Below are 24,138 nucleotides of genomic sequence, written 5' to 3' on the forward strand. Positions count from 1 at the left end.
GCTGCATCCAGGTAGCCGATGAGGCCGCTTGCATGATGATGTTTAAAGCCCAGGAGATAAACATGCTCGACACAAATATGAAAACTCAACTCAAGGCTTACCTTGAGAAATTGACAAAGCCTGTTGAGTTAATTGCCACGCTGGATGACAGCGCAAAATCGGCAGAAATCAAGGAACTGTTGGCTGAGATCGCAGAACTGTCAGACAAAGTCACCTTTAAAGAAGATAACAGCTTGCCGGTGCGTAAACCGTCATTCCTGATCACCAATCCAGGTTCCAACCAGGGGCCGCGTTTTGCAGGTTCCCCGCTGGGTCACGAGTTTACCTCGCTGGTACTGGCGCTGCTGTGGACCGGTGGTCATCCGTCGAAAGAAGCACAATCTCTGCTGGAGCAGATTCGCCATATCGACGGTGATTTTGAATTCGAAACCTATTACTCGCTCTCTTGCCACAACTGCCCGGACGTGGTGCAGGCGCTGAACCTGATGAGCGTACTGAACCCGCGCATTAAGCACACGGCGATTGATGGCGGTACGTTCCAGAACGAAATCACCGATCGCAACGTGATGGGCGTTCCGGCTGTGTTCGTGAATGGTAAAGAGTTTGGTCAGGGCCGCATGACTATTTCCGAAATCGTCGCCAAAATCGATACTGGTGCGGAAAAACGTGCGGCAGAAGAGCTGAACAAGCGTGATGCTTATGACGTATTAATCGTCGGTTCCGGCCCGGCGGGTGCAGCGGCGGCCATTTATTCCGCACGTAAAGGCATTCGTACCGGTCTGATGGGCGAACGTTTTGGCGGTCAGATCCTCGATACTGTTGATATCGAAAACTACATTTCTGTACCGAAGACCGAAGGGCAGAAGCTGGCAGGTGCACTGAAAGTTCACGTTGATGAATACGACGTTGATGTGATCGACAGCCAGAGCGCGAGCAAACTAATCCCGGCAGCAGTTGAAGGCGGCCTGCATCAGATTGAAACAGCTTCCGGCGCGGTACTGAAGGCACGCAGCATTATCGTGGCGACCGGTGCAAAATGGCGCAACATGAACGTTCCGGGCGAAGATCAGTATCGCACCAAAGGCGTGACTTATTGTCCACACTGCGACGGCCCGCTGTTTAAAGGCAAACGCGTAGCGGTCATTGGCGGCGGTAACTCCGGTGTCGAAGCGGCAATCGACCTGGCAGGTATTGTTGAACACGTAACCCTGCTGGAATTTGCGCCAGAAATGAAGGCAGACCAGGTATTGCAGGACAAACTGCGCAGCCTGAAAAACGTCGATATCATTCTGAACGCGCAAACTACTGAAGTAAAAGGTGACGGTAGCAAAGTTGTTGGTCTGGAATACCGTGACCGTGTGAGCGGCGATATTCACAACATCGAACTGGCCGGTATTTTCGTCCAGATCGGTCTGCTGCCGAACACTAACTGGCTGGAAGGCGCAGTAGAACGTAACCGCATGGGTGAGGTAATCATCGATGCGAAATGCGAAACCAACGTTAAAGGTGTGTTTGCTGCCGGTGACTGTACGACTGTTCCGTACAAGCAGATCATCATTGCCACTGGCGAAGGTGCTAAAGCCTCTCTGAGTGCCTTTGACTACCTGATTCGCACCAAAACTGCATAAGAAGAAGTAAGATTCACCTGCAATTGTTAGCCGCCGGGGTCAAACCTGGCGGCTTTTTTTCGTTATAAAAAACCCTGCCGGGATTGCTCCGGGCAGGGCATCATAAATACGTTAATCTGTTAACGAACGACTAATACAGGCAGATTAGCATGGCGGATCACGCTGGAAGCGTTAGAACCTAACAGATGGGTTGAAATTGATGGATTACGCGAACCGATAACCACTACATCTGCATTCAGTTCTTTGGCTAACTCGTTCACCTCATCCCGCACGCTACCAAAGCGGACATGTGGTTTGATACGGGAGGGATCAATATTGAAATGACCAACCATTGTCTGTAGGCGTTCTTCCGCCTCATGTTGCAAATGCTCTTCGAAACGACGCACATCGGCAGCAAAACGGTGCAGACTAAGGCTTGCGGCGCCAGGTAATACATGGAGTAAATGAATTACACCATCATCCTGGGCGAGAAATTCAGCATGACGAACGGCTTTGTCGCTTAATTCCATTTCAAATACGTCTACCGGCATAATGATTGTTTTGTACATAAGCATTCTCTCCTTGCTGTTGCATGAATACATAACATCACATTATTGATTGCAGTTCTGTGATTTGCGACGTTGATTTTATATCTATTAAGTATTGATTGGTAAAATATATTCACATAAACACTACCAGTGTTGCTCAAGGTATAGCACCGCGACAACGAGTATTGCCGCGATGAAAATATAAAACACTGTAATACCAAGAGCTTCACTCATAATGGAGTCCGCAGGTTGATAACCTGTTCAGATTAGAACGTAGCGGGGAAGAGCAAAATGATAAGTCTGGTTGATATTTGAACAGAAAGAGGATGCGGATGCATCCTCTGGGCAAAGCGAGTAAACGCTTGTGCAGATGGGATTAAAGCAAGTAGTCGCCAGCGGCTTCAGGCTGGTATTCGAGTTCCAGCACTTCAAGGTGGGTTGCGGTGCCGCCCGGAAGTTCCCAGTGAATGGTATCGCCAACGCGAAGTCCCAGCAGTGCGGCACCCACCGGAGCCATCACGGAAAGCTGAGTATTGCTGTCGGTCATTTTGGCCGGATACACCAGCGTGCGCACACGCACTTCGCCATCGCTAAGATTGCGGAATTTAACCCGGCTGTTCATCGTCACCACGTCGTGTGGCATCTCTTCAGGCGAACACATTTGGGCGCGATCCAACTCTGCGTTTAACGCGTCGGCGATTGGCAAACCGGCATAGGCGGGTTGCTCCAGCAGAATATCGATGCGTTCGGCATCCAGGTCGTTAATGATGATAGTTGGTCTGGACATTTTTACTCCATGTCGTCGGTACTGCGAGTGTCGCAGATAAACATACCCAAAAGAAAACCCTCACCGTCAGGCGGCGAGGGTTTAACTCATATGATGATACTGACTGTTGCTCACTCTTTGAAGTGATATACGTCACATTCAGGTAATTCCTCAATGCAGCGCATTATGTATATATATTAATCATCATGTTTTATGTAAAACGCGCTACGACGTTTTACAGATCTGATCATTAATAACCCGCTTTATCAATCACAAAGGCTTTGCCACAGTTGCCAGGGTGTGGTTGTGGTAAGAATGAGTTTGCTGAGAGTGGTGCGTTGATGGCGTCAGCTTTTATCGAAATCTGGATTTCAGTCAAATACGCCGGGTTACCCTGGCACGTTAACTTGACTGCTTTGACGTTCTCTTTCCCCCAACTTTTGGCAAAGGCGGCGTCAAAGTCACTGCGGCTCACGGTTTTTCCGTAGTTATCCGCGAGGAATTTTCCGGCTGCGCTCTCTTTAATTTCTTGATTCAGACGCACCATCGTGCCGAAATAAGCATCCGGGTCAAAACCAAAACAGGCACCATGTTTCGCGTATTCGTAACGTTCCAGACAAGAGCGTCCGCCAGCCCCCGGCATAACTTCACTCAGTTTAGCTGCGGTTTCCAGCGATAACCCGGTTTCCGGTGAGGAACACATCCGGCTGGCGCGAGCTTCCGGCAAGTTCGGGATTGGACGAGTGGCGCAGCCGAAGCGCATCCAGCGGCGTTCATCAACGCCACGCGCTGCAACTGATTTTGGCAACCCCGGCCACAGACCATGAACGGTCAGAAAATCGGCTTTGTTGGTCGTTTCGGTTTGCAGGCGACATTCATCCCGTTCGTTACGATTTCGATCGTGCTGGCTCTGGCAAAATCCTGTTTGCCAGGAGAGAGCCAGGACATAGCGGTCAAAATCGCCATACTGTTTTGCCTGCAACGCAGCGGCGTTGACAGAAGATAAGGGGAGCAGAGAAGCCGCCAGTAAAGCGGCGTTACGCCAGAATGCTTTCATAATGGGTGTGGGACTCATACATACACTGAATACTATCTATTAAATCATAAAAAAGCCCGCCAGGTGGGGTTACCTGGCGGGCGTGATGATTTATTCAGCGTTTGACGAACGTATTAGTTCCACATGGCGAGAATCGGCCAGCCTACCAGAAGCAGCATGGCAATATAAATCACCCCGAAGATAGCGCCAAGACGCCAGTAATCTTTCGATTTCACATAGCCGCAGCCGTAAATAATAACCCCTGGACCGGTTGCATATGGCGTCAGGCAGCCCATGATACCGATAGACAGAACCAGCAGGATACACAGTTGTTCCATCGGTACGCCCGGAATACCTTTACCGACGGCCAGAATGACCGGCAGCATGGTTGCGGTATGCGCAGAGAGGCTGGCAAACAGGTAGTGAGCAAAGTAGAAGACCAGAACCAGTACAATCACCGTTGCGTTTGGTGAGAAGCCTTCAAGGTGCGTACTCATGGTGCTGGCGAACCAGTCGATAAAGCCAGAACGGGTCAGGCCATTAGCCATAACAACCAGTGTTGCCAGGTTGACCAGCGTGTTCCATGCGCTGTTATAGCGGGTAATGTCTTTCCACGGCACAACGTGCAGCGCCAGCATCAGCGAAACCGCCAGCAGGCCAACTGCAGTGGCGTTAATGACTTCACTACCAAATACCCACAAACCTAAGCTGAGCAGAACAAGACCAATCAGCGTCCACTCTCTGCGTGTCAGCGCACCCATGGTTTTTAGTTCATCACCCGCCCAGGTTGCCACTTCTTCACTGTGTGTGATTTCCGGTTTGTACAGCACGTAGGAAAGCCACGGCGCAATGATAAGTAAGATAACCCCAACTGGCAGGAAGCAGAGGAACCACTGCAACCAGCTAATCTGGATACCGGCAATTTTGCTGACGAACTCCAGACCCAGCACGTTTGGTGCTGCACCGGTGACAAACATGGAGGAACTCAGACTGGTACTGATGACCATCATCCACATTAAATAACCGCCAATGCGACGTGCAGACGGATCGTTCGGGAATGATTTAAACAGCGGCGGCAGGTTTTTAATGACCGGGAAAACCGTACCCCCGGTACGTGCGGTGTTAGACGGTGTAAACGGCGCCAGCAGAATGTCAATAATGACAATTGCATAACCCAACGTCAGCGTGCGTTTACCCATGAATTTTACCAGAAAAAGGGCAATACGACGGCCTAATCCGGAAACTTCATACCCTAATGCAAAGATAAATGCGCCAAATACCAGCCAGACAGTGGTACTGGAAAAACCAGCCAGTCCCCATTTCAGCGCCTGTTTTTGGGCATTAAAAGCGGGGTCAGCTAATTCTTTGGCGTCAAAGAGCAGGTAATTACTGCCAATAACGCAAATAGTCACTGCAATAAAACTGATCGCTGTTGCCGGAATTGGCTCGAGGATCATGCCGACAATCATTGCCACAAACACGGCGAAGTAATGCCATGCCTGCGGCGGCATACCGTCGGGTACAGGGATAAGAAACATGACGCCCATCACCACCAGTGGGGCCAATAATTTCCATATCTTATCTTTTGCTAAAGACATACGGGTTCTCCGAAAATTAATATTTCCAAATTTATCAAGTGCTTAAATTTTTAAATCTGTGCTAAAAACCAGGTAAGAATCAGCAGGTCGGCGCTGCCGCCTGGACTGAGATTTCGTTCGATACACTCCCTGTCGAACTGCCGGAGATAATCGAGATCGGCGGGGGTTCGGATGCCCCCTTTTTGCAATAGTGTTTGCGCCTCGCGCTGTAGCCAGCGCAGGCCCCCTTCGCCACCGCGCGATGCGACGTTGGTATCGCTGTTAATCGCCATCAGTAGGAGCAAGGTATCGAGCAATGCCAGTTCAGGATCCAGCCCCTGATCCAGCAGAGTGAGGTAATGCGGGAGGGCGCGGTTGATAACCAGTGGGTAGCCCGCTTCGGCTTCACCGCGCGCACCGGTAAGACCAAGTTGCTGATATAACCGTTGGCCTGCCGTTAGTTGTGGATTATTGGTGCGCAGTTCGCGATCGGTCAGACCACGGCAGAAGCTGGCCGCCGTCGCACAAACGGTTTTGGGCGTTACCGGCTGGTTGAGCTGAAGCAAACGACCAATTGCCGCACACATCAGCCCTAAAGAAAAAATACTGCCTTTATGGGTGTTTACACCTGCGGTAGCGCGGAACATATCGCCTTCGCAGGCCATACCAATTGGGCGTAATCCGCTGAGTACCGATTCTGGTGCCATTTCTGCACTACAGGCACCAAATTCAATGAAACGTGGTAACCAGCCCTGAATCGCCAGCGCGCTACGGTGGAAATCTTCCAGCGACATATCTTTGTGCGCACCGCAGTTAATGCGATCCACGAGACCGGGTTTCGGTGACAGATTGACTTCAGTCAGCATGGCGCGCCAGCCCAGAAGGGCATAGTCATTGATTAATGACGTCGCAAGCTTTGTGGTTTTAGTTGACGTTGCAGGCATCGACATCGTTTAGCAGCGCCTCCATACGGTTGAGTAAATCGGTCAGTTGATGCGTTTTTCCACGCGCACAAACGGCTGCACTTTGCTCGCACAACAGGCAGCGGCGAGGCGGCAGCGAATAATCGCGGCGGGAGAGAATTTCGCCTTCGGGCGTCAGGACATCGATATCCCACAAACGCCCGAGAGCATGACTATGCTCAAGCTCAATGGTTGCGAGCTTGAGGTCGCGAGCCGGTGCGGCAATGCTCAACATGCCCTCCGGCCCGCTGGCGGAAACCAGTGCAGCCTGCTCCTGAATTTGCCAGCCCTGTTTTGCGGCTAAAGCACGCAGGGCAGTCACGCCATGATTAAAAATCCGGCGTGTGACCTCGCTGTCTTTAACCGGCCCAGGCGCAACCACGGTAAAGGAGACCAGTGGAACAGGATGGCGCTTGAGCCAGGCGTGTTGCCGTGCTTGCCTTTCATCCCGGCTTATGAGCAACTCGGGAATCGAAACCGCATGGTGGCTGGCGAGTTCAGGGAGCAGGTGCATGGCTTATTCCTTCACCTGATGTACAACATCAATCACCGAGCCATCGCGGTAACGCACGACGGCAACGACGCGGTCGGTGAATTCAATCGGCTGTGGTTCACCGGTCAGCAGACGCGCGCGTTCGCGCAGCCACTCAATGGAGACCACTTTAATGCCCGCTTCCTGCAGACGCTCTGCCAGTTCCGGGCGTGCCGGGTTAACGGCGATACCGTGGTCGGTAACCAGGATATCGACGCTGGAGCCAGGGGTGATGCAGGTCAGCACGTTATCCACCAGGGTCGGAATACGACCGCGCACCAGCGGTGCGACGATGATGGAAAGGGCGGATGCAATCGCAGTATCGCAGTGACCGCCGGAAGCGCCACGCAGTACGCCGTCAGAGCCGGTCAGCACGTTGACGTTGAACTGGGTATCAATTTCCAGCGCGCTCAGTACCACCACGTCGAGACGATCAACCGATGCGCCTTTCGAACCCCAGTTGGCGTACTGGTTGGCGCTGATTTCGATGTGATTCGGGTTACGAGCCAGCGATTGCGCAGCGTGGCTGTCAAAGCTCTGCACATCCAGCAGTTTGCGGATCAGCCCTTTTTCATGCAGATCAACCATCGTTGCGGTAATACCGCCGAGGGCGAAGTCGGCGCGAATATCGCGGCTACGCATTTTGTCTTCCAGGAAACGGGTGACTGCCAGCGAAGCGCCGCCGGTGCCGGTCTGCATGGAGAAACCTTCTTTGAAGTAGCCGGAGTTAACAATCACATCCGCTGCGCTGCGGGCAATCAGCAGTTCGCGCGGGTTAGTGGTCATACGGGTCGCGCCTGCGCCGATTTTTGCGGCATCACCAACGCGATCGACTTTGACGATCAGATCGACCTGATCCTGTTCAATACTGGCCGGGTTATGCGGATAAGGCAGCAGTTCTTCGGTGAGCATCACGACTTGTTTTGCGTTGTCGGCATCGACCATCGCATAGCCGAGAGAACCGCAGCAGGCTTTACCGGTGTAGCCGTTGGCATTACCAAATTCGTCGCAGGACGGGACGCCGAGGAAAGCCACGTCGATATTCAGTTCACCGCTCTGTACCAGATGCACACGACCACCGTGAGAGTGGATTTGTACCGGTTCAGCCAGCAGACCACGGGAAATTTCTTCCGCCAGTGGGCCGCGCAGACCAGAGGTATAAATGCGGGTGACCACACCCTGACGAATATGTTCTACCAGCGGCGCATGGCAGTCGCTCAAAGAGCTGGACGCCAGTGTCAGGTTTTTAAAGCCCATCTTCGCGATGACGTCCATCACCATATTGACGGTCAGGTCACCGCCACGGAAAGCGTGGTGGAAGGAGACGGTCATGCCGTCCTTTAAACCAGAACGACGAATAGCGTCTTCCAGGTTGGCGCACAGTTTGCGATCGCGCGCTTTTTCAGCCTGGTAGGTTTGCTTTGGCGAGTTCTGGAAAGCGGCAAGATCGCATTCAGCGCGACGATTCCAGGTCGCTACCCGTTCTTGTCGTTGAGATTGTTCAATTTTCTGCGTCATTTTGATTGCCTTATTCTTCGCGGATGCCGGAAAGTTCTGCGCGGGAGAGCACCAGACGGGCACGATCGATAACCGGACCGTCAACCATCTTGCCGTTCAGGGAAACCACGCCGAGGCCTTCGCGAGCGGCAGCTTCAGCGGCTTCTACGACGCGGCGTGCGTGATCCACTTCTTTCTGGGTTGGTGCGTAGAGGTTGTGCAGCAGATCAATCTGACGCGGGTTGATCAGCGATTTGCCATCAAAGCCCAGCTGTTTGATATGTGCAGCTTCTTGCAGGAATCCGGCTTCATTGTTAGCGTCGGAATAGACCGTATCGAACGCCTGGATACCGGCAGAGCGCGCGGCCTGCAAAATGGAGCAGCGAGCGAACAGCAGTTCCGTACCTTCCGGTGAGCGTTCTGTACGCAGGTTGCGCACGTAGTCTTCCGCACCCAGCGCGATACCGATTAAACGTTCAGATGCGTGAGCGATTTCTACCGCACGGGTAATACCCAGCGGAGATTCAATCGCTGCCAGCAAACCGGTGCTGCCAGGTTCACGTCCACAGGCTTTCTCAATACGCAGGATCTCTTTTTCGATATCCAGCACATCCTGAGCGGTGTCAGTTTTCGGCAGACGCACAACGTCTGCGCCACCACGAACGACGGCTTCCAGGTCGTTAACGCCCCATTCGGAATCCAGTGCGTTTACACGCACAATGGTTTCAATGTCGCGATACAGAGGATGTTGCAGTGCGTGGTAAACCATGCGGCGAGCGGTGTCTTTTTCACGCAGCGCCACGGAGTCTTCGAGGTCAAACATCAGGGCATCTGCCGGGTAGATGAAAGAGTTGCTGACCATCGCGGCATTAGCGCCAGGCACAAACAACATGCTGCGGCGGGTGCGGGTTTTACGTTGTTGCAGCGAAGCGGAAATCATTGGCAATCCTCCCATGGCAGAGCCGGGATACCGCTGGCGCGCGCCAGCAGGGCTTCCAGTCGTGCACGTAAAATGCAGTCCAGTGCGCCTTTGTCATCGACATTCAGCTGTACGCCGCGCACGTTATAGCGGGCGAGAACGTCCAGAATGGTGGTGCGAATCGCATCGCCAAACTGTTTCTCAACGCTGCTGTTGATTTGCAGGTCGATATCCTGCGTATCGAGCGGGGCGATGCGTATCATCACATCCCCAGACTCAAGGGTGCCTGCAACGGCGGGCTGGTTTATTTTCATTTTTCACCTGTTTCTCATGCGGGGGTCTTTTGACGAGCTGCCGCGTCCTGGCGGGAGTGTTCAAGCAGATTCTGCAAGTAATGCAGCGTGGCTGCCGGAACCAGCGGCGCGATAGCCGTGAGATCGTTTTTCACCAGCAGTTTGCGTACCCGGGAAGCGGATATCGGCATCTCCTGGTAACGCAACCGCTCAATTTCAACCAGTTCAATGGGCGGTGCGGAGATAGTCGGTGTTTCCAGCCAGTAGCGCATATCCTGGTTGTACTGGGCGGTCACGCGGCAATAAGGTTCAGTACCAACAAAGCGATGGGTAACGCCCAGTGCGGGAGCGAGGTACTGACGGAAAATCTTCAGATCAATTTCGGTGTAACAATGGTTAATGACGCTCTGTTCTTTAATGAAGTAGCAGGGGAACGTGGCGCGGGAGATGATGTATTCGGAGCCGCGATGCACGGTCAGGCGCGGAATATCGGCGGTGCCTTTCAACACCAGATCCAGCCGGTCTTCATAGGGAAAGCGCGAAGAATCTTCTTTGACTAAAAACAGATGCAGCCAGTCACACTGTGCCGCTGCCTGTTGAATCAGATAACGGTGACCGTTAGTAAAGGGATTGGCGTTCATCACAATGCAGCCAATTTTGTTCCCTTCATGACGAAATTTTTTTAGTGACTCGGCATAGCGTTTCAGACGTGTGGCACTGTTTTCCATCAACACCATCACGCCAGGTACGCTGGTCAGCGTGTAAAAACCGCACTGGCGGAACAGCGCCTCGTATTCGGTTTTGGTATAAATAAACAGATGCGTGCTGTGTCGTTCATAGGCGAGGTTTATCAGTTCGGTGGCTAATGTCAGCGCCAGTCCTTCACCGCGAACAGATTCGCTGATAGCGACGCACTTAATAATATTTCCGGCGATTCCACCGCAAGCGATAAGCTTTTCATTGCGAGTTACGGTAATAAATACTTCGACTGTTGTGTCAACGCTCAAATCATTGTCATGCAGGAATTGGGCAATTTCTGCCATTTTTTTATTTTCTGAACGTTTTACCCGGGTGAAAATATCATTGCCGAACATAATAAGTCATATCCTGAAGGTATGTGTTGTTATCAATTTGCAATGAATGTTATTCAGTGTTGCAAACTGATAACCTTTTATTTTCAGTTGGGAGAAAGGGCAGCGAGCGAGGTATATCTGTTTCTCCTTTTGCCATACATCCTAAGGAGTATTTCGGCGTGAAATTTTGATTTATTTCACATAGAGTTAGTGGTTTTTTATTTATTTAATGGTTTTAAGTTTTTTAATTAATGTAATTGCGGATTAGTGCGTGGTTTTAAGTTGTTTAATTGATTTAATGAATGAATTTTGCCACGATTATATTTGATTTTTATATATCGAGATTCAACATTTTAATTACATTCACCAAAGAACAGGGTTTACCCCGCAAGGAAAACAATGTTGCAGTTTAATGAGAATAAACAGTTTGCTTTTTTCGAACGACTGGCATTTCCGTTGCGTATCTTCCTGCTGATTCTGGTGTTCTCAATATTTGTCATCGCAGCACTGGCGCAATATTTTACGGCCAGTTTCGAGGACTATTTAACGCTTCATGTGCGCGATATGGCAATGAATCAGGCGAAAATTATTGCCTCCAATGACAGCATCATCACGGCAGTTAAAACGCGTAATTACAAACGGCTGGCGACCATCGCCAATAAATTGCAAAGAGATACTGATTTCGACTACGTGGTGATAGGTGACCGCAACTCGATCCGTCTTTACCATCCTAATCCCGAGAAAATTGGTTATCCCATGCAGTTCACCAAACCCGGCGCGCTGGAGAAAGGGGAGAGCTACTTCATCACCGGGAAAGGGTCAATTGGTATGGCGATGCGAGCCAAAACACCAATCTTTGATGATGATGGCAAAGTCATCGGCGTGGTGTCGGTGGGTTACCTTGTCAGTAAAATCGATAGCTGGCGCGCCGAATTTTTATTACCAATGGCCGGCGTATTTGTCGTGCTGCTGGGTATTCTGATGCTGTTGTCGTGGTTCTTAGCCGCACATATCCGCCGCCAGATGATGGGGATGGAACCGAAGCAAATTGCGCGCGTTGTTCGTCAGCAGGAGGCGCTGTTTAGTTCGGTTTATGAAGGGCTGATTGCAGTAGACCCGCACGGTGACATAACCGCCATCAACCGTAACGCAAGAAAAATGCTGGGGCTGAGTTCCCCGGGGCGGCAGTGGCTGGGCAGACCCATTGCAGAAGTGGTCAGACCCGCCGATTTCTTCACCGAGCAGATTGATGAAAAACGCCAGGATGTGGTGACAAATTTTAACGGCCTGAGCGTCATTGCTAATCGGGAGGCTATTCGTTCTGGTGATGATTTGCTGGGGGCAATTATCAGCTTTCGTAGTAAAGACGAAATTTCCACCCTTAACGCACAACTGACGCAAATTAAACAATACGTTGAAAGCCTGCGCACATTGCGTCATGAACATCTCAATTGGATGTCTACGCTCAATGGTCTGTTGCAGATGAAAGAGTATGATCGCGTGCTGGCGATGGTTCAGGGGGAGTCTCAGGCTCAGCAACAGCTTATTGACAGCCTGCGCGAAGCCTTTGCCGATCGCCAGGTGGCGGGGCTGTTGTTTGGCAAAGTACAGCGCGCCCGCGAACTGGGGCTAAAAATGACAATCGTCCCCGGTAGCCAGCTTTCTCAACTGCCGCCAGGGCTGGACAGCACTGAGTTTGCGGCGATTGTGGGCAACTTACTCGATAACGCCTTCGAAGCCAGTTTGCGCAGCGATGAAGGGAATAAGATCGTCGAATTATATTTGAGTGATGAAGGCGCTGATGTGGTGATTGAAGTCGCCGATCAGGGTTGCGGCGTCCCAGAGGCTCTGCGCGACAAAATATTTGAGCAGGGCGTCAGTACGCGTGCTGATGAACCCGGTGAGCATGGCATTGGGTTGTATCTTATTGCCAGCTATGTAACGCGCTGCGGTGGAGTTATCACTCTTGAAGAGAATGACCCCTGCGGTACTTTATTTTCAATCTATATTCCGAAAGTGAAACCTAATGACAGCTCCATTAACTCTATTGATCGTTGAGGACGAAACGCCGCTGGCAGAGATGCATGCGGAATATATTCGTCACATTCCCGGATTCAGTCAGATATTGCTGGCGGGAAACCTGGCGCAGGCCCGAATGATGATCGAGCGTTTTAAGCCGGGGCTTATCTTGCTGGATAACTATCTCCCTGACGGTAGGGGAATTAATTTACTGCATGAACTGGTGCAGGCGCATTATCCTGGTGACGTGGTGTTTACTACTGCTGCCAGCGATATGGAAACGGTGTCTGAAGCAGTACGCTGTGGTGTGTTTGATTATCTGATAAAACCAATTGCTTATGAGCGTCTGGGACAGACGTTGACCCGTTTTCGCCAGCGTAAACATATGCTGGAAAGCATTGATAGTGCCAGTCAGAAGCAAATTGATGAGATGTTTAACGCTTATGCGCGTGGCGAACCGAAGGACGATCTTCCGACTGGTATTGATGCGTTGACACTTAACGCAGTGCGGAAACTTTTCAAAGAGCCAGGTGTGCAACATACGGCGGAGACGGTAGCGCAGGCATTGACCATCAGTCGCACTACCGCCAGACGTTATCTTGAATATTGCGCCAGCCGCCATCTTATTATTGCTGAAATTGTTCACGGCAAAGTTGGCAGGCCGCAGCGCATTTACCACAGTGGCTGAAGAGAGTGCCGGAGGAAGCACGCCTCCGGCAAGGAGAATTACTTACCTGTAACTGCGGCGGCTGTACCGGGTACAATCAACTCTGTAGCCACGATGACAATCACCAGCCCAACAAGCACCGGCACCGAGGTGCGTTTAACCACTTCAAAAGGTGAAATTTTTGCCATCCCGGCAACCGCAACCACCACGCCAGAGACAGGCGAAATCGTACGACCCAGGTTTGACGCCTGTAGCATTGGAATAGTCAGGTATGCCGGGTTAATACCAGAAGAGTGCGCCAGTTTCGGGATCATCTCAACGAATGCATAGAATGGCGCATTGCCGGAACCCGTAGTCACCGCCGCCAGCATCGTCAGGATAACCAGCACCAGCATGAGGATAATGCTCGCTGAACCAAACGAGGTAGCGATTGAGATCAGGCTTTGGATAAAGCCAATGGTGCTAAGACCCTGAGCAAAAACCCCTGCCGCAACTAATAGCATTACCACGTTAGCGAAGGCATCAGCCATGCCGCGATAAGCCACTTCGAGGCCAGAAAAGACTTTTTGAGTATTAAAGCTGCGAATAAATTCCAGAACGGAGGCAATCAGCATACATATCACCAGAATGGTGATGATATGTAATTGCGGACCCCATTTGCCGTCAAAAAATAGCACGCCAATGATCGGTGTGAACGGCAGAATGGCGTAAAACGCGGGAGCGGTGGTAGTGATTTCGCTGACATCTAACATTTCATGAGAGATGTGCTCTTTTTTATCCAGATAACGCTGCCAGAAAAAATGGGCAATCGCCATGCCGATAATTGCGGCAATTGAGATAGGCAGCGTCGTTTTGAAGGCGAAGTCAATTAACGGCATTTCGGAAGCCTGCGCCGCCAGCACCACATCCCCCGAAGTTGGTGCGAGAATAATCGCCGCCGGTGAGGCGCAAATGGCAGCTGCCGCGCCGCGACTAATACCCACGTTCACCATGACCGGGAACAACGTTGCCATCAGTAAAACGCCCAGGCCCGTTGCGGAGGAAACTGCCAGTGACATCAGGCAGGCAACAAAATAGGCGGCAATCATCAGCAGGTAAGGGGAATTTATGTACTGCAGCGGTTTTGACGCCAGCTTGACGACCATATCATTTGCGCCGATATGGGTCATATAAGCGGCAAAACCGCACAGCATCATAATCATCATGCCAAGGTCGCCACCGCGACTCATCAGCAATATTTTAATGTATTCAACGATATCCGTGGCGCTGTAGCCCGTTGAAGTCTGGCTGGCAGGTAAAACTTTGTGCCCCATAATGGCACTGATAATCAGCAATAACAGACCACCAGCAAATAATACCCCGGTGGCGGAATACCCTTTAATGATGTAGCGAGCTACACCCACAATAACCATAACTCCAATAAGGAGCTCAATGAATGTTAGCATAATTTTTCCTGTTCCAGACTCCAAGATAAATAATAACAAATTCCTAAGACTAAAGAGAAAATATGCCGAATAAATGGGTGGCGAATGCTGATTAAAATCAAGAAAAGCTACCATTAAGACATTGATGTTTTTGTTTTTTATACCTGAATAACAAAATGCATTTTTATGACCGGTATTTATTAATATGATTATGTATGCCAATTGATAAGCAATTGATGCGCTTTTGTTAATCGTTTGATGGGGGATTCTTTTCTTACTTAAAAAATGATTTTCTGTATACGCGTGCTGGGAGTGTAGGAGATGTTTTTTTGCTGACTTATTATTGCATGTGATTAAAAAATAAGATTTTTTGTTGTCAGTTGCGAAACATGCAAGGACGAAATTTTTTGATTAAGCGGTAATATGAAAGAAAAATACCGATTAAGTCTCCGGAATAATTTGATGATATTTTCTTGTATAACGCTATTAAATATTAAGTTTGTTCTTTAGGTTGGAGTAATTAAGGTTTGTTTATTTTAGTTTAGCTATGCTGATAGTGGATTTTTGATAAGTATTTCATGGTCACTAATGGGCGCAAGTAAATTTATTGCCGTAATTCCTCTTGTTTTTATTGCGCTAATCCGTGTTGACTAAGTTTCTGCTGGCACGGAGCTATGGATTATCACATTTAGATAGAGTCTCGGTAAAACCTGGCAGCAGCCAGAACATTATGAATTGTATATTCCCGCCATCACCCGGCATTCACTTTTCGCTTACGACAAAGAAAAAACGATCGCTATAACGAAAAATCGTGGGGTAGCGGTTTGGCTCAGTTGCGTTGAGATGAGAAAGGTAACGGGTACGGTTTGTACGTAACGGCGCGTGCTAATGGGAACGACATACCTGTCCCGGTGTTACTGCCATTGGTTTCTGTAGGCTATGGGCTGGCTACTTTTCAGATGACCTGTATTCCTGGCACCTGCGACAATGGCAATGTTTACTTTGCCTGGATGCGGTTTCAGTTTTAGACAAGTTATGTTTTTGCAAAACCCTTAAAAATCATAGTGTAAGGCAAGTATCACCAAAAATAACGCGACTTTTATCACTTTTTAGCAAAGTTGCACTGGACAAAGCGTACCACAATTGGTGTACTGGTAACCGACACAGCATTTGTGTCTATTTTTCATGTAAAGGTAATTTTGATGTCTAAGATTAAAGGTAACGTTAAGTGGTTTAATGAGTCCAAAGGATTCGGTTTCATTACTCCGGAAGACGGCAGCAAAGATGTGTTCGTACACTTCTCTGCAATCCAGACTAATGGTTTTAAAACTCTTGCTGAAGGTCAGCGCGTAGAGTTCGAAATCACTAACGGTGCCAAAGGCCCTTCTGCTGCAAACGTAATCGCTCTGTAAGATACGTCAGCAAGAATTCAAAACCCGCTTAATCAGCGGGTTTTTTTTGGTCTTTAGTGTGCAGTTGATGCTGAAAACAACCAGAAAGCCAGTGCTGTCATGGCAAAAGAACCTAACAGGTTTACGAAGACGTTCAGTAATGCCCAGCCAAAACGCCCTTCCTGCAATAAAAACACTACTTCTGCTGAAAATGTTGAGAAGGTTGTCAACCCGCCACAAAATCCGGTGGTGATTAACACTTTCCACACTGGATCAATGTTCGTCATCCGACTGAACCAGGCAAATCCCATACCTATGATGAATGCGCCGATCAGGTTTGCTGCCAGTGTTCCCAAAGGAATCGCCTGATGCAGCGGGTTAAATCGCATACTTAACAGCCATCTCGCCACGCTTCCCGTACCACCGCCAATAAAAACTGCTAAAAGGAGTTGTAACACTGCAAAATCCTGCTATTTGATTTGTATGAGTGATAAGTGTAACGCCGAATAATCGTCGTTGGCGAATTTTACGACTCTGACAGGAGGTGGTAATGCTGGTTGCCGCAGGACAGTTTGCTGTTACATCCGTGTGGGAAAAGAACGCTGAAATTTGCGCCTCGTTGATGGCGCAGGCGGCGGAAAACGACGTCTCGTTGTTTGTTCTGCCGGAAGCCTTGCTGGCGCGAGACGATCATGATCCGGATCTATCTGTTAAATCAGCGCAGCTGCTGGAAGGCCAATTTATCGGGCGTTTATTGCGGGAAAGTAAACGTAACATGATGACGACAATTCTGACGATTCATGTTCCCTCTGCGCCGGGGCGCGCATGGAATATGCTGGTGGCTCTTCAGGCGGGAAAAATTGTCGCTCGTTATGCCAAACTGCATCTTTATGATGCGTTCTCCATTCAGGAGTCGCGTCATGTTGATGCGGGTAATGAAATAGCCCCGTTACTGGAGGTCGAAGGCATGAAAGTTGGGCTGATGACCTGCTATGACTTACGCTTTCCGGAGCTGGCGTTGGCACAGGCCATACAGGGAGCAGAAATCCTGGTCCTTCCGGCAGCCTGGGTTCGCGGACCGCTCAAAGAGCATCACTGGTCAACGTTGCTTGCCGCTCGTGCTCTGGATATCACCTGTTATATGGTGGCGGCAGGGGAGTGCGGGAACAAAAATATCGGGCAAAGCCGGATTATAGATCCCTTTGGCGTCACTATTGCGGCGGCGGCAGAAATGCCGGCCTTAATCATGGCGGAAGTGACACCTGAACGCGTGCGTCAGGTACGTGCACAACTCCCCGTCTTAAACAACCGACGGTTTGCGCCACCGCAATTATTATGATGTTTTTTTATTCGGCGCTTGATTCACCTTGTTACAGATTGCTATTGTGTGCGCGCGTCGAATGACCGTTAATATTCTCTGGTTTTTAAGGCGCGTTCTGTTGCCGGTTTTATGTCAAGAAGGTATCTATGGGTGAGATTAGTATTACCAAACTGCTGGTAGTTGCGGCACTGGTCGTTCTGCTGTTTGGGACTAAGAAGTTACGTACGCTGGGCGGAGACCTTGGAGCGGCTATCAAAGGATTCAAGAAAGCGATGAATGATGACGATGCTGCGGCGAAGAAAGGCGCAGACGTTGATCTTCAGGCTGAAAAGCTCTCTCATAAAGAGTGACGTGGCGAGCAGGACGCTCCCTCAATATCTTGTTCGATAAAAAAAACCCGCTTCAGATAGCGGGTTTTTATCAGACAGATGTAAGTAATTATTACAGGATTACTTAACTTCCATCCCTTTCGCCTGCAAATCGGCGTGGTAGGAAGAACGGACAAACGGGCCACATGCAGCATGGGTAAAGCCCATCGCCAGTGCCTCGGCTTTCATTTCGTCGAACTCATCCGGGCTAACGTAACGTTGAACCGGCAGGTGATGGCGGCTTGGCTGCAAATATTGCCCCAGCGTTAACATGGTCACACCATGACGACGCAGATCGCGCATCACTTCAATAATTTCTTCATTGGTTTCGCCCAGACCCACCATTAAACCAGATTTGGTCGGGATTTCCGGATGAGCTTCTTTAAAGCGTTCTAATAGTTTCAGCGACCAGTTGTAATCCGCCCCCGGACGTACCTGACGGTAAATACGCGGCACGTTTTCCAGGTTGTGGTTGAACACGTCTGGCGGCGTGGCGGTCAGAATATCCAGCGCGCGATCCATACGACCACGGAAATCCGGCACCAGAGTTTCAATTTTGATTTCCGGGCTTTTTTCCCGAATGGCTGTAATGCAATCCGCAAAGTGCTGGGCACCGCCATCGCGCAGGTCATCACGGTCAACGGAGGTGATAACCACATAACGCAGCGCCATATCAGCAATGGTCTGTGCCAGTTTCACCGGCTCATTGGCATCCGGAGCTACCGGGCGACCGTGGGCAACGTCACAGAACGGACAACGGCGGGTACAAATAGCGCCGAGGATCATAAACGTTGCTGTACCGTGGTTGAAGCATTCTGCCAGGTTAGGGCAGGAGGCTTCCTCGCAGACAGAATGCAGGCCATTTTTGCGCATTGCGGCTTTGATGCCCTGGATACGTGTAGAGTCTGCTGGAAGCTTGATTTTCATCCATTCCGGCTTGCGCAGCAGGGCTTCGCGCTCTGTTGCCACGTTTTTAACCGGGATAAGAGCCATCTTATCGGCATCGCGGTATTTAACACCGCGTTCCATCACAATGGGTTTACTCATAGCGTGCGTGTTCCAGTTGCGAATTACGAAGGAAAGCGTTCAACTCAATAGATTGTTGTAATTATCAACTATTTTTGAATTAACGACTGGCAGTATATCATTGAAACGGTCCAGAAAGCAGCCAAAGCGGTCGCGAAAATGTAAAATTGTTGTTGGTTTGTGCCATTTTGTCGTTTATCTCTGTGATCTGGCTGTAACAATAATTTTTTCAAATGGCGTTATCGGTAACATCAATCATTCATGAAGTCTGGGGCACGCCGGATGAATTTGTTGTAATAGGCAGCACAATCCATTTGCTCCTCATTTAATGCTGAAAAGGGCTATCTCTCCAGAGGCCAGCAACGGTTAAAGAGGACATAAATGTGGGCATGAGTAATGACCCAGTGCAAGTTGGGTCATTTATGAGCGTCGTTAAGCAGGTATATATTCTACGGCAGGATTATTTAGCAGTGCTAAAATATTTCTCAGCAACCGTGGTGCAACATTATCGGTTGTCGCATCAGGTCTCCATTGCGATATTTTAGCCATTTCCATTCCCGCATAACCACAAGGGTTAATGCGTAAAAATGGCGAAAGATCCATATTGACGTTTAATGCCAGGCCGTGGAATGAACAACCGCGACGAATACGTAAGCCGAGCGAGCAAATTTTCTTTTCCCCGACATAGACACCCGGAGCATCGGCACGAGGATGTGCATCAATATCCAGTTCAGCCAGGGTATTCACTACCGTTTGTTCGAGTAAGGTCACCAGCTCACGCACACCCAGTTTGCGGCGTTTAAGATTAAACAGAACGTACATTACCTGCTGACCTGGGCCGTGATAAGTCACCTGACCGCCACGGTCGCTCTGGATCACCGGAATATCGCCCGGCATTAAGATATGTTCCGCTTTTCCTGCTTGTCCCTGAGTGAATACCGGATAGTGCTCGACCAGCCAGATCTCATCAAGGGTATTTTCAGCGCGGGTATCGGTGAATTCATGCATAGCCTGGGAGATTGGCTCGTAAGGCTGAAGACCGAGCTGGCGGACAAGAATTTTATCCTGATACAAAACGGCATCTCCGTGGAGAATGAGTAAAAGTGGAGAAAAAGTATATCACAGAGGAGGGAGGGGAGTTACCCGACCAGGAGGCCGGGTAATGGTAAAGCGAGTTACAGAACCATGCGGACAATATCAATTTTGCCCAGTTCTTCATACAGTGTTTCAACCTGCTCAATATGAGTGGCGTTGATAGTGATAGATACCGAGTGGTAGTTGCCTTTGCTGCTTGGTTTTACCGTTGGGGTGTAGTCACCTGGCGCATGGCGCTGTACCACTTCAACCACCTGATCAACCAGCTCAGGTAACGCCTGCCCCATTACTTTGTAGGTAAAAGGAGTAGGGAATTCAAGCAGTTCGTTAAGTTTGGTTTTCATGTCAGCTCCGGCGTAACGTAATTAAATAGCAACTCCCGCCAGGAGGCGGGAGTTTTTACTGATGCTTAGTATATGGGGGCGGAAATTACACTTTCAAGTGTTCAATTTTCAACCAAACCAGCGATGGAACATTAATTTAATGTAATCAATGATTTTACCGAAGAAGTTACCTTCCGGGATTTCCTGCAACACCACCAGCGGACGTTGCTCAATGGTTTTGCCGTCAAGCTGGAAGTTAATAGTACCAACGACCTGATTCTTTTGCAGCGGCGCATGAAGCTCACTGCTGTTCAGCACGTAGCTGGCTTTCAGGTCTTTCATGCGGCCACGTGGAATGGTCAGGTAAACGTCTTTATCAACACCTAACGAAGCACGGTCAGAATCACCAAACCATACTGGTTCAGAGGCGAACTCTTTGCCTACTTTCAGCGGGTTAACGGTTTCGAAGAAACGGAAGCCCCAGGTCAGCAGTTTTTTACTTTCAGCTTCACGGCCTTTGAAAGTACGTCCGCCCATGACTGCCGAGATCAGACGCATCTGACCCTCTGTCGCGGAAGCAACAAGGTTGTAACCTGCCTTGTCAGTATGGCCGGTTTTGATACCGTCGACATTCAGGCTGTTATCCCACAGCAGGCCGTTACGGTTGAGCTGACGAATACCGTTAAAGGTGAACTCTTTCTCTTTATAGATAGAGTATTCATTTGGCACATCACGAATCAGTGCCTGGCCGATCAGCGCCATATCACGTGCAGAGCTGTACTGACCGTCAGCGTCAAGACCGTGCACGGTCTGGAAGTGGGTATTTTTCAGACCCAGCGCGTTAACGTAGCTGTTCATCAGGCCAACAAAAGCATCCTGACTACCGGCGGCAAAGTCTGCCATAGCAACACAAGCATCGTTACCGGATTGCAGGTTAATACCACGGATAAGCTGTGAAACCGGTACTTGCATACCAGGTTTGAGGAACATCAGCGAAGAACCTTTAAACACCGGGTTACCGGTAGCCCAGGCGTCATTACCGATGGTCACTAAATCAGTTTCTTTAAATTTACCCGCTTTCATTGCCTGGCCGATAACGTAGCTGGTCATCATTTTGGTCAGACTGGCAGGATCGCGGCGGACATCTGCATTTTGCTCGGCGAGAACTTTGCCGGAGTTATAGTCGATCAGGATGTAGGACTCCGCGTCGATCTGCGGTACACCCGGGATCATAGTTTTGATATTCAGGTCATCGGCATGTGCAGCAGAGATAAAGGCTGTGCAAAGAGCCGTGGTGAGCGCCAGGCGCTTCATGATACGAGCGGAAGAAATGGTATTCATGGTCTGAACTACGACATCCGTGATGGAATTAAAAAAAGTGCCCTACTATAGCAAATGCACTACCGGCAGGCATCTGACTTTCCGCGTGACTTTGTTAACGTCATTTACAGAAATTGACACTTCAGTTGCCTGCTTTACGCTACTGCGCGGTGGTAATAAATGACTGTAATTGGGCTTCGGTTTGTAAACGTTGCTGCAAGCTACTGGCTTCGGCTTTGCTGGCAAATGGGCCAAGCTGGATCCGCCAGACTGCGCCGTTTTGGGTCACACGACCGGGGACGCCGAACTTCTGTCCTAACTGCTGTTGATACTGTTGAGCGCGCGCCTGATCGCTGACAGCACCGACTTGCACCATAAAGTTACCGCTGACATTTTGCGAAGCTGCTTGCGGTGTCACCATTGCTGGTGTTGTTGCAGGCGTTGAAGCCGGAGCTGTGACCACTGGCTGCGGTGCCGGCGTCGGTTCGCTGCCCTCCAGTACACCAGGTGCTAAGGTGGTTGGTGCGCCGAGAAAACCGCTGCTGGTTACCGGCGCGCCGGTCGGATCTTCGCTTTTTAGCGTCGCATTACTGACCGGAAGAATGTCACCCTGCGGGCCAGACCCTGAGCTTGTTCCCGCGCCGCCGCTTAAGTCGGGTGGTGCGGGCAGGGCATAAGTCTGTTTGGCGACAGTAGTACAAGCCATACCTGGGCCAGAAAGTGAACCATCCTGGGCGACGATAATCGGGTCGATGCGAACTTTGGTGTTGTTCGAGGTGTTAAGACGGTCGGCTGCCGCGCGCGAAAGTGAAATTACGCGGTCGTTGCCGTAGGGACCACGATCGTTAATGCGCACCACAATCATCCGACCGTTAGCCAGGTTAGTGATTCGCGCGTAGCTGGGGATCGGCAGCGTCGGGTGTGCCGCTGTTAGCTGCATCGGATCGAATGCTTCACCTGAGGCCGTCAGATTGCTGCCCGGTTCGGCATCATAAATAGCAGCCAGGCCAGCCTGACTAAAGCGTGATGGATCCTGCACGATTTTGTAGCTTTTGCCATCGCGCTGGTAATCCTGATTCGCTGTCGCGTTCAGTGGTTCGAAACGCGGTTCTGCCCCGCCAATCTCAACTATTGGGCCGTTACATACCGCAGGCTGCGGTACACTTACCGTCTGTTGCTGACCATCATCGCTTGTACATGCCGCGAGCATTCCTGCCGCGATGCAGATCCCGAGCCACTGCTTACGCATTGCGCACCTCTTACACGCTTTTCGACAACATTTTCCTGTGGGTGTGGATTGACATCACAATCCCGAACCCAGCCATCAGCACTATAAGCGCCGATCCTCCATAACTGACCAGTGGGAGCGGAACCCCTACAACCGGCAGAATACCGCTTACCATACCAATATTTACGAAGACATAAACGAATAATATCAGCATTAAGCCGCCAGCCATGACGCGACCAAAGGTGGTTTGCGCTCTGGCGGCTATCCACAGTCCGCGCATGATCAGCAGAATATAGAGAGCGAGCAGAATCAAAATACCCACTAATCCCAGCTCTTCTGCCAGCACCGCGAAGATAAAGTCGGTATGGCGTTCGGGCAGAAATTCAAGCTGTGACTGAGTACCGTGCAGCCAGCCTTTGCCGCGTAATCCGCCGGAGCCAATAGCAATTTTAGACTGAATAATGTGATAGCCCGCACCAAGTGGGTCTGATTCTGGGTCGAGGAGCATCATTACGCGCTGGCGTTGGTAATCATGCATCAGGAAGAACCACAGAATCGGAATGAACGCGGCTACCAGCACCACTGCAACGCCGATTAGGCGCCAGCTAAGGCCAGAGAGGAACAGTACGAACAGACCGGAAAGCGCAACGAGAATTGATGTCCCCAGGTCAGGCTGCGCTGCGACCAGCAGCGTGGGCATAAATATCAGCACCAGCGCGATGGCGGTATTTTTTAACGACGGCGGACAAACATCGCGGTTGATAAAGCGCGCCACCATCAGCGGTACGGCTATTTTGGCAATTTCCGACGGCTGAAAACGGACGATACCGAGATCCAGCCAGCGTTGAGCACCTTTAGAGATGGCACCAAAGGCATCTACCGCCACCAGCAAAATAATACAGATAATATAGAGATAGGGCGCCCATCCCTCATAAACGCGCGGAGGGATTTGCGCCATTACGACCATAATGACCAGACCCATTGCGATCTGACCAATTTTACGCTCCATCATGCCGATATCCTGGCCGCTGGCACTCCAGATTACCAGAGCACTGTAGACCAGCAATGCCAGTAAAATCAGCAGCATCGTGGGATCAAGATGGACTTTATCCCAGAATGTTTTTTTATTCGGATTATCCGTCATGA

At 50.3% G+C, this 24,138-nt stretch carries 25 protein-coding genes and 1 pseudogene; 7 read left to right on the forward strand and 19 right to left on the reverse strand.

What is annotated here, in order from left to right:
* Positions 1 to 62: 62 nt before the first annotated feature.
* A complete protein-coding gene (ahpF, locus tag WES_RS14890) occupies positions 63 to 1,628 on the forward strand; it encodes an alkyl hydroperoxide reductase subunit F (protein ID WP_032147802.1) in 1,566 nt (521 codons plus the stop codon).
* 119 nt (positions 1,629 to 1,747) lie between these two features.
* On the opposite strand, the gene uspG is transcribed toward ahpF, so the two are convergent.
* From uspG to citC, 11 genes are all read right to left on the reverse strand, one after another.
* Positions 1,748 to 2,176, reverse strand: coding sequence for a universal stress protein UspG (uspG, locus tag WES_RS14885; RefSeq protein WP_010352343.1), 429 nt, complete (start codon positions 2,174 to 2,176; stop codon positions 1,748 to 1,750).
* A 123-nt stretch (positions 2,177 to 2,299) separates the two neighbouring features.
* A complete protein-coding gene (yldA, locus tag WES_RS24700; RefSeq protein ID WP_016159109.1) occupies positions 2,300 to 2,389 on the reverse strand; it encodes a small membrane protein YldA in 90 nt (29 codons plus the stop codon).
* Between the two features lie 142 nt (positions 2,390 to 2,531).
* Positions 2,532 to 2,942, reverse strand: coding sequence for a nucleoside diphosphate kinase regulator (rnk, locus tag WES_RS14880; RefSeq protein WP_016159108.1), 411 nt, complete (start codon positions 2,940 to 2,942; stop codon positions 2,532 to 2,534).
* Positions 2,943 to 3,171: 229 nt separating this feature from the next.
* Positions 3,172 to 3,978 carry a ribonuclease I gene (gene rna, locus WES_RS14875; RefSeq protein WP_010355769.1) on the reverse strand — a complete coding sequence of 269 codons (807 nt, stop codon included), beginning with the start codon at positions 3,976 to 3,978 and terminating at the stop codon, positions 3,172 to 3,174.
* A gap of 113 nt (positions 3,979 to 4,091) precedes the next feature.
* Entirely contained in the window at positions 4,092 to 5,555 is a 1,464-nt protein-coding gene (gene citT, locus WES_RS14870; RefSeq protein WP_000050310.1) for a citrate/succinate antiporter CitT, read from the reverse strand.
* 50 nt (positions 5,556 to 5,605) lie between these two features.
* Positions 5,606 to 6,484, reverse strand: a complete 879-nt coding sequence (gene citG, locus WES_RS14865) for a triphosphoribosyl-dephospho-CoA synthase CitG (protein WP_016159107.1) — start codon at positions 6,482 to 6,484, stop codon at positions 5,606 to 5,608.
* A complete protein-coding gene (gene citX / locus WES_RS14860; RefSeq protein WP_000550395.1) occupies positions 6,459 to 7,010 on the reverse strand; it encodes a citrate lyase holo-[acyl-carrier protein] synthase in 552 nt (183 codons plus the stop codon). Before citX ends, citG begins: the two co-directional genes overlap by 26 nt.
* A 3-nt stretch (positions 7,011 to 7,013) precedes the next feature.
* Positions 7,014 to 8,546: a citrate lyase subunit alpha gene (gene citF, locus WES_RS14855; RefSeq protein ID WP_000192252.1), complete on the reverse strand. Its 1,533-nt coding sequence runs from the start codon at positions 8,544 to 8,546 to the stop codon at positions 7,014 to 7,016.
* A 10-nt stretch (positions 8,547 to 8,556) separates the two neighbouring features.
* On the reverse strand, positions 8,557 to 9,465 hold the full coding sequence (gene citE, locus WES_RS14850; RefSeq protein WP_000622357.1) for a citrate (pro-3S)-lyase subunit beta: 909 nt from the start codon (positions 9,463 to 9,465) through the stop codon (positions 8,557 to 8,559).
* Positions 9,462 to 9,758 carry a citrate lyase acyl carrier protein gene (gene citD / locus WES_RS14845; RefSeq protein WP_000700703.1) on the reverse strand — a complete coding sequence of 99 codons (297 nt, stop codon included), beginning with the start codon at positions 9,756 to 9,758 and terminating at the stop codon, positions 9,462 to 9,464. Before citD ends, citE begins: the two co-directional genes overlap by 4 nt.
* Before the next feature lie 14 nt (positions 9,759 to 9,772).
* Positions 9,773 to 10,831: a [citrate (pro-3S)-lyase] ligase gene (gene citC, locus WES_RS14840; protein ID WP_000467678.1), complete on the reverse strand. Its 1,059-nt coding sequence runs from the start codon at positions 10,829 to 10,831 to the stop codon at positions 9,773 to 9,775.
* Between the two features lie 378 nt (positions 10,832 to 11,209).
* On the opposite strand from citC, the gene dpiB reads away from it, so the two are divergent.
* Both dpiB and dpiA read left to right on the forward strand, forming a co-directional pair.
* Positions 11,210 to 12,868: a sensor histidine kinase DpiB gene (gene dpiB / locus WES_RS14835; protein WP_016235164.1), complete on the forward strand. Its 1,659-nt coding sequence runs from the start codon at positions 11,210 to 11,212 to the stop codon at positions 12,866 to 12,868.
* Positions 12,837 to 13,517: a two-component response regulator DpiA gene (dpiA, locus tag WES_RS14830; protein ID WP_000126492.1), complete on the forward strand. Its 681-nt coding sequence runs from the start codon at positions 12,837 to 12,839 to the stop codon at positions 13,515 to 13,517. The genes dpiB and dpiA overlap by 32 nt, the downstream gene beginning before the upstream one ends.
* A gap of 38 nt (positions 13,518 to 13,555) precedes the next feature.
* Here the strand turns inward: dpiA and dcuC are convergent, their stop codons facing one another.
* Positions 13,556 to 14,941, reverse strand: coding sequence for an anaerobic C4-dicarboxylate transporter DcuC (gene dcuC / locus WES_RS14825; RefSeq protein ID WP_000955045.1), 1,386 nt, complete (start codon positions 14,939 to 14,941; stop codon positions 13,556 to 13,558).
* Positions 14,942 to 15,508: 567 nt separating this feature from the next.
* Here dcuC and pagP point away from each other — a divergent pair.
* Positions 15,509 to 15,948, forward strand: a pseudogene (gene pagP, locus WES_RS0121115) (lipid IV(A) palmitoyltransferase PagP).
* A gap of 174 nt (positions 15,949 to 16,122) precedes the next feature.
* Entirely contained in the window at positions 16,123 to 16,332 is a 210-nt protein-coding gene (cspE, locus tag WES_RS14820; RefSeq protein ID WP_000034825.1) for a transcription antiterminator/RNA stability regulator CspE, read from the forward strand.
* Positions 16,333 to 16,385: 53 nt separating this feature from the next.
* On the opposite strand, the gene crcB is transcribed toward cspE, so the two are convergent.
* On the reverse strand, positions 16,386 to 16,769 hold the full coding sequence (gene crcB, locus WES_RS14815) for a fluoride efflux transporter CrcB (protein ID WP_000939738.1): 384 nt from the start codon (positions 16,767 to 16,769) through the stop codon (positions 16,386 to 16,388).
* 92 nt (positions 16,770 to 16,861) lie between these two features.
* Here crcB and WES_RS14810 point away from each other — a divergent pair, with 92 nt between their 5' ends.
* The gene (locus WES_RS14810) at positions 16,862 to 17,650 is read left to right on the forward strand and encodes a deaminated glutathione amidase (RefSeq protein ID WP_016159104.1); all 789 of its coding nucleotides are present in this window, start codon (positions 16,862 to 16,864) and stop codon (positions 17,648 to 17,650) included.
* Between the two features lie 128 nt (positions 17,651 to 17,778).
* Entirely contained in the window at positions 17,779 to 17,982 is a 204-nt protein-coding gene (gene tatE, locus WES_RS14805) for a twin-arginine translocase subunit TatE (RefSeq protein WP_000503931.1), read from the forward strand.
* 99 nt (positions 17,983 to 18,081) lie between these two features.
* On the opposite strand, the gene lipA is transcribed toward tatE, so the two are convergent.
* The 6 genes from lipA to mrdB all read right to left on the reverse strand — a co-directional run bounded on the left by lipA (position 18,082) and on the right by mrdB (position 24,136).
* On the reverse strand, positions 18,082 to 19,047 hold the full coding sequence (lipA, locus tag WES_RS14800; protein WP_000042625.1) for a lipoyl synthase: 966 nt from the start codon (positions 19,045 to 19,047) through the stop codon (positions 18,082 to 18,084).
* Positions 19,048 to 19,458: 411 nt separating this feature from the next.
* On the reverse strand, positions 19,459 to 20,100 hold the full coding sequence (gene lipB / locus WES_RS14795) for a lipoyl(octanoyl) transferase LipB (RefSeq protein ID WP_016159103.1): 642 nt from the start codon (positions 20,098 to 20,100) through the stop codon (positions 19,459 to 19,461).
* Positions 20,101 to 20,201: 101 nt separating this feature from the next.
* The gene (gene ybeD / locus WES_RS14790) at positions 20,202 to 20,465 is read right to left on the reverse strand and encodes a DUF493 family protein YbeD (protein ID WP_000850550.1); all 264 of its coding nucleotides are present in this window, start codon (positions 20,463 to 20,465) and stop codon (positions 20,202 to 20,204) included.
* 108 nt (positions 20,466 to 20,573) lie between these two features.
* A complete protein-coding gene (dacA, locus tag WES_RS14785) occupies positions 20,574 to 21,785 on the reverse strand; it encodes a D-alanyl-D-alanine carboxypeptidase DacA (protein ID WP_016159102.1) in 1,212 nt (403 codons plus the stop codon).
* Positions 21,786 to 21,924: 139 nt separating this feature from the next.
* Positions 21,925 to 23,013, reverse strand: coding sequence for an endolytic peptidoglycan transglycosylase RlpA (gene rlpA / locus WES_RS14780; RefSeq protein WP_016159101.1), 1,089 nt, complete (start codon positions 23,011 to 23,013; stop codon positions 21,925 to 21,927).
* A gap of 10 nt (positions 23,014 to 23,023) precedes the next feature.
* A complete protein-coding gene (gene mrdB, locus WES_RS14775; RefSeq protein WP_000131717.1) occupies positions 23,024 to 24,136 on the reverse strand; it encodes a peptidoglycan glycosyltransferase MrdB in 1,113 nt (370 codons plus the stop codon).
* Positions 24,137 to 24,138: the final 2 nt, after the last annotated feature.

The sequence above is a fragment of the Escherichia sp. KTE31 genome (genome assembly GCF_000407925.1).
Taxonomy (GTDB): domain Bacteria; phylum Pseudomonadota; class Gammaproteobacteria; order Enterobacterales; family Enterobacteriaceae; genus Escherichia; species Escherichia ruysiae.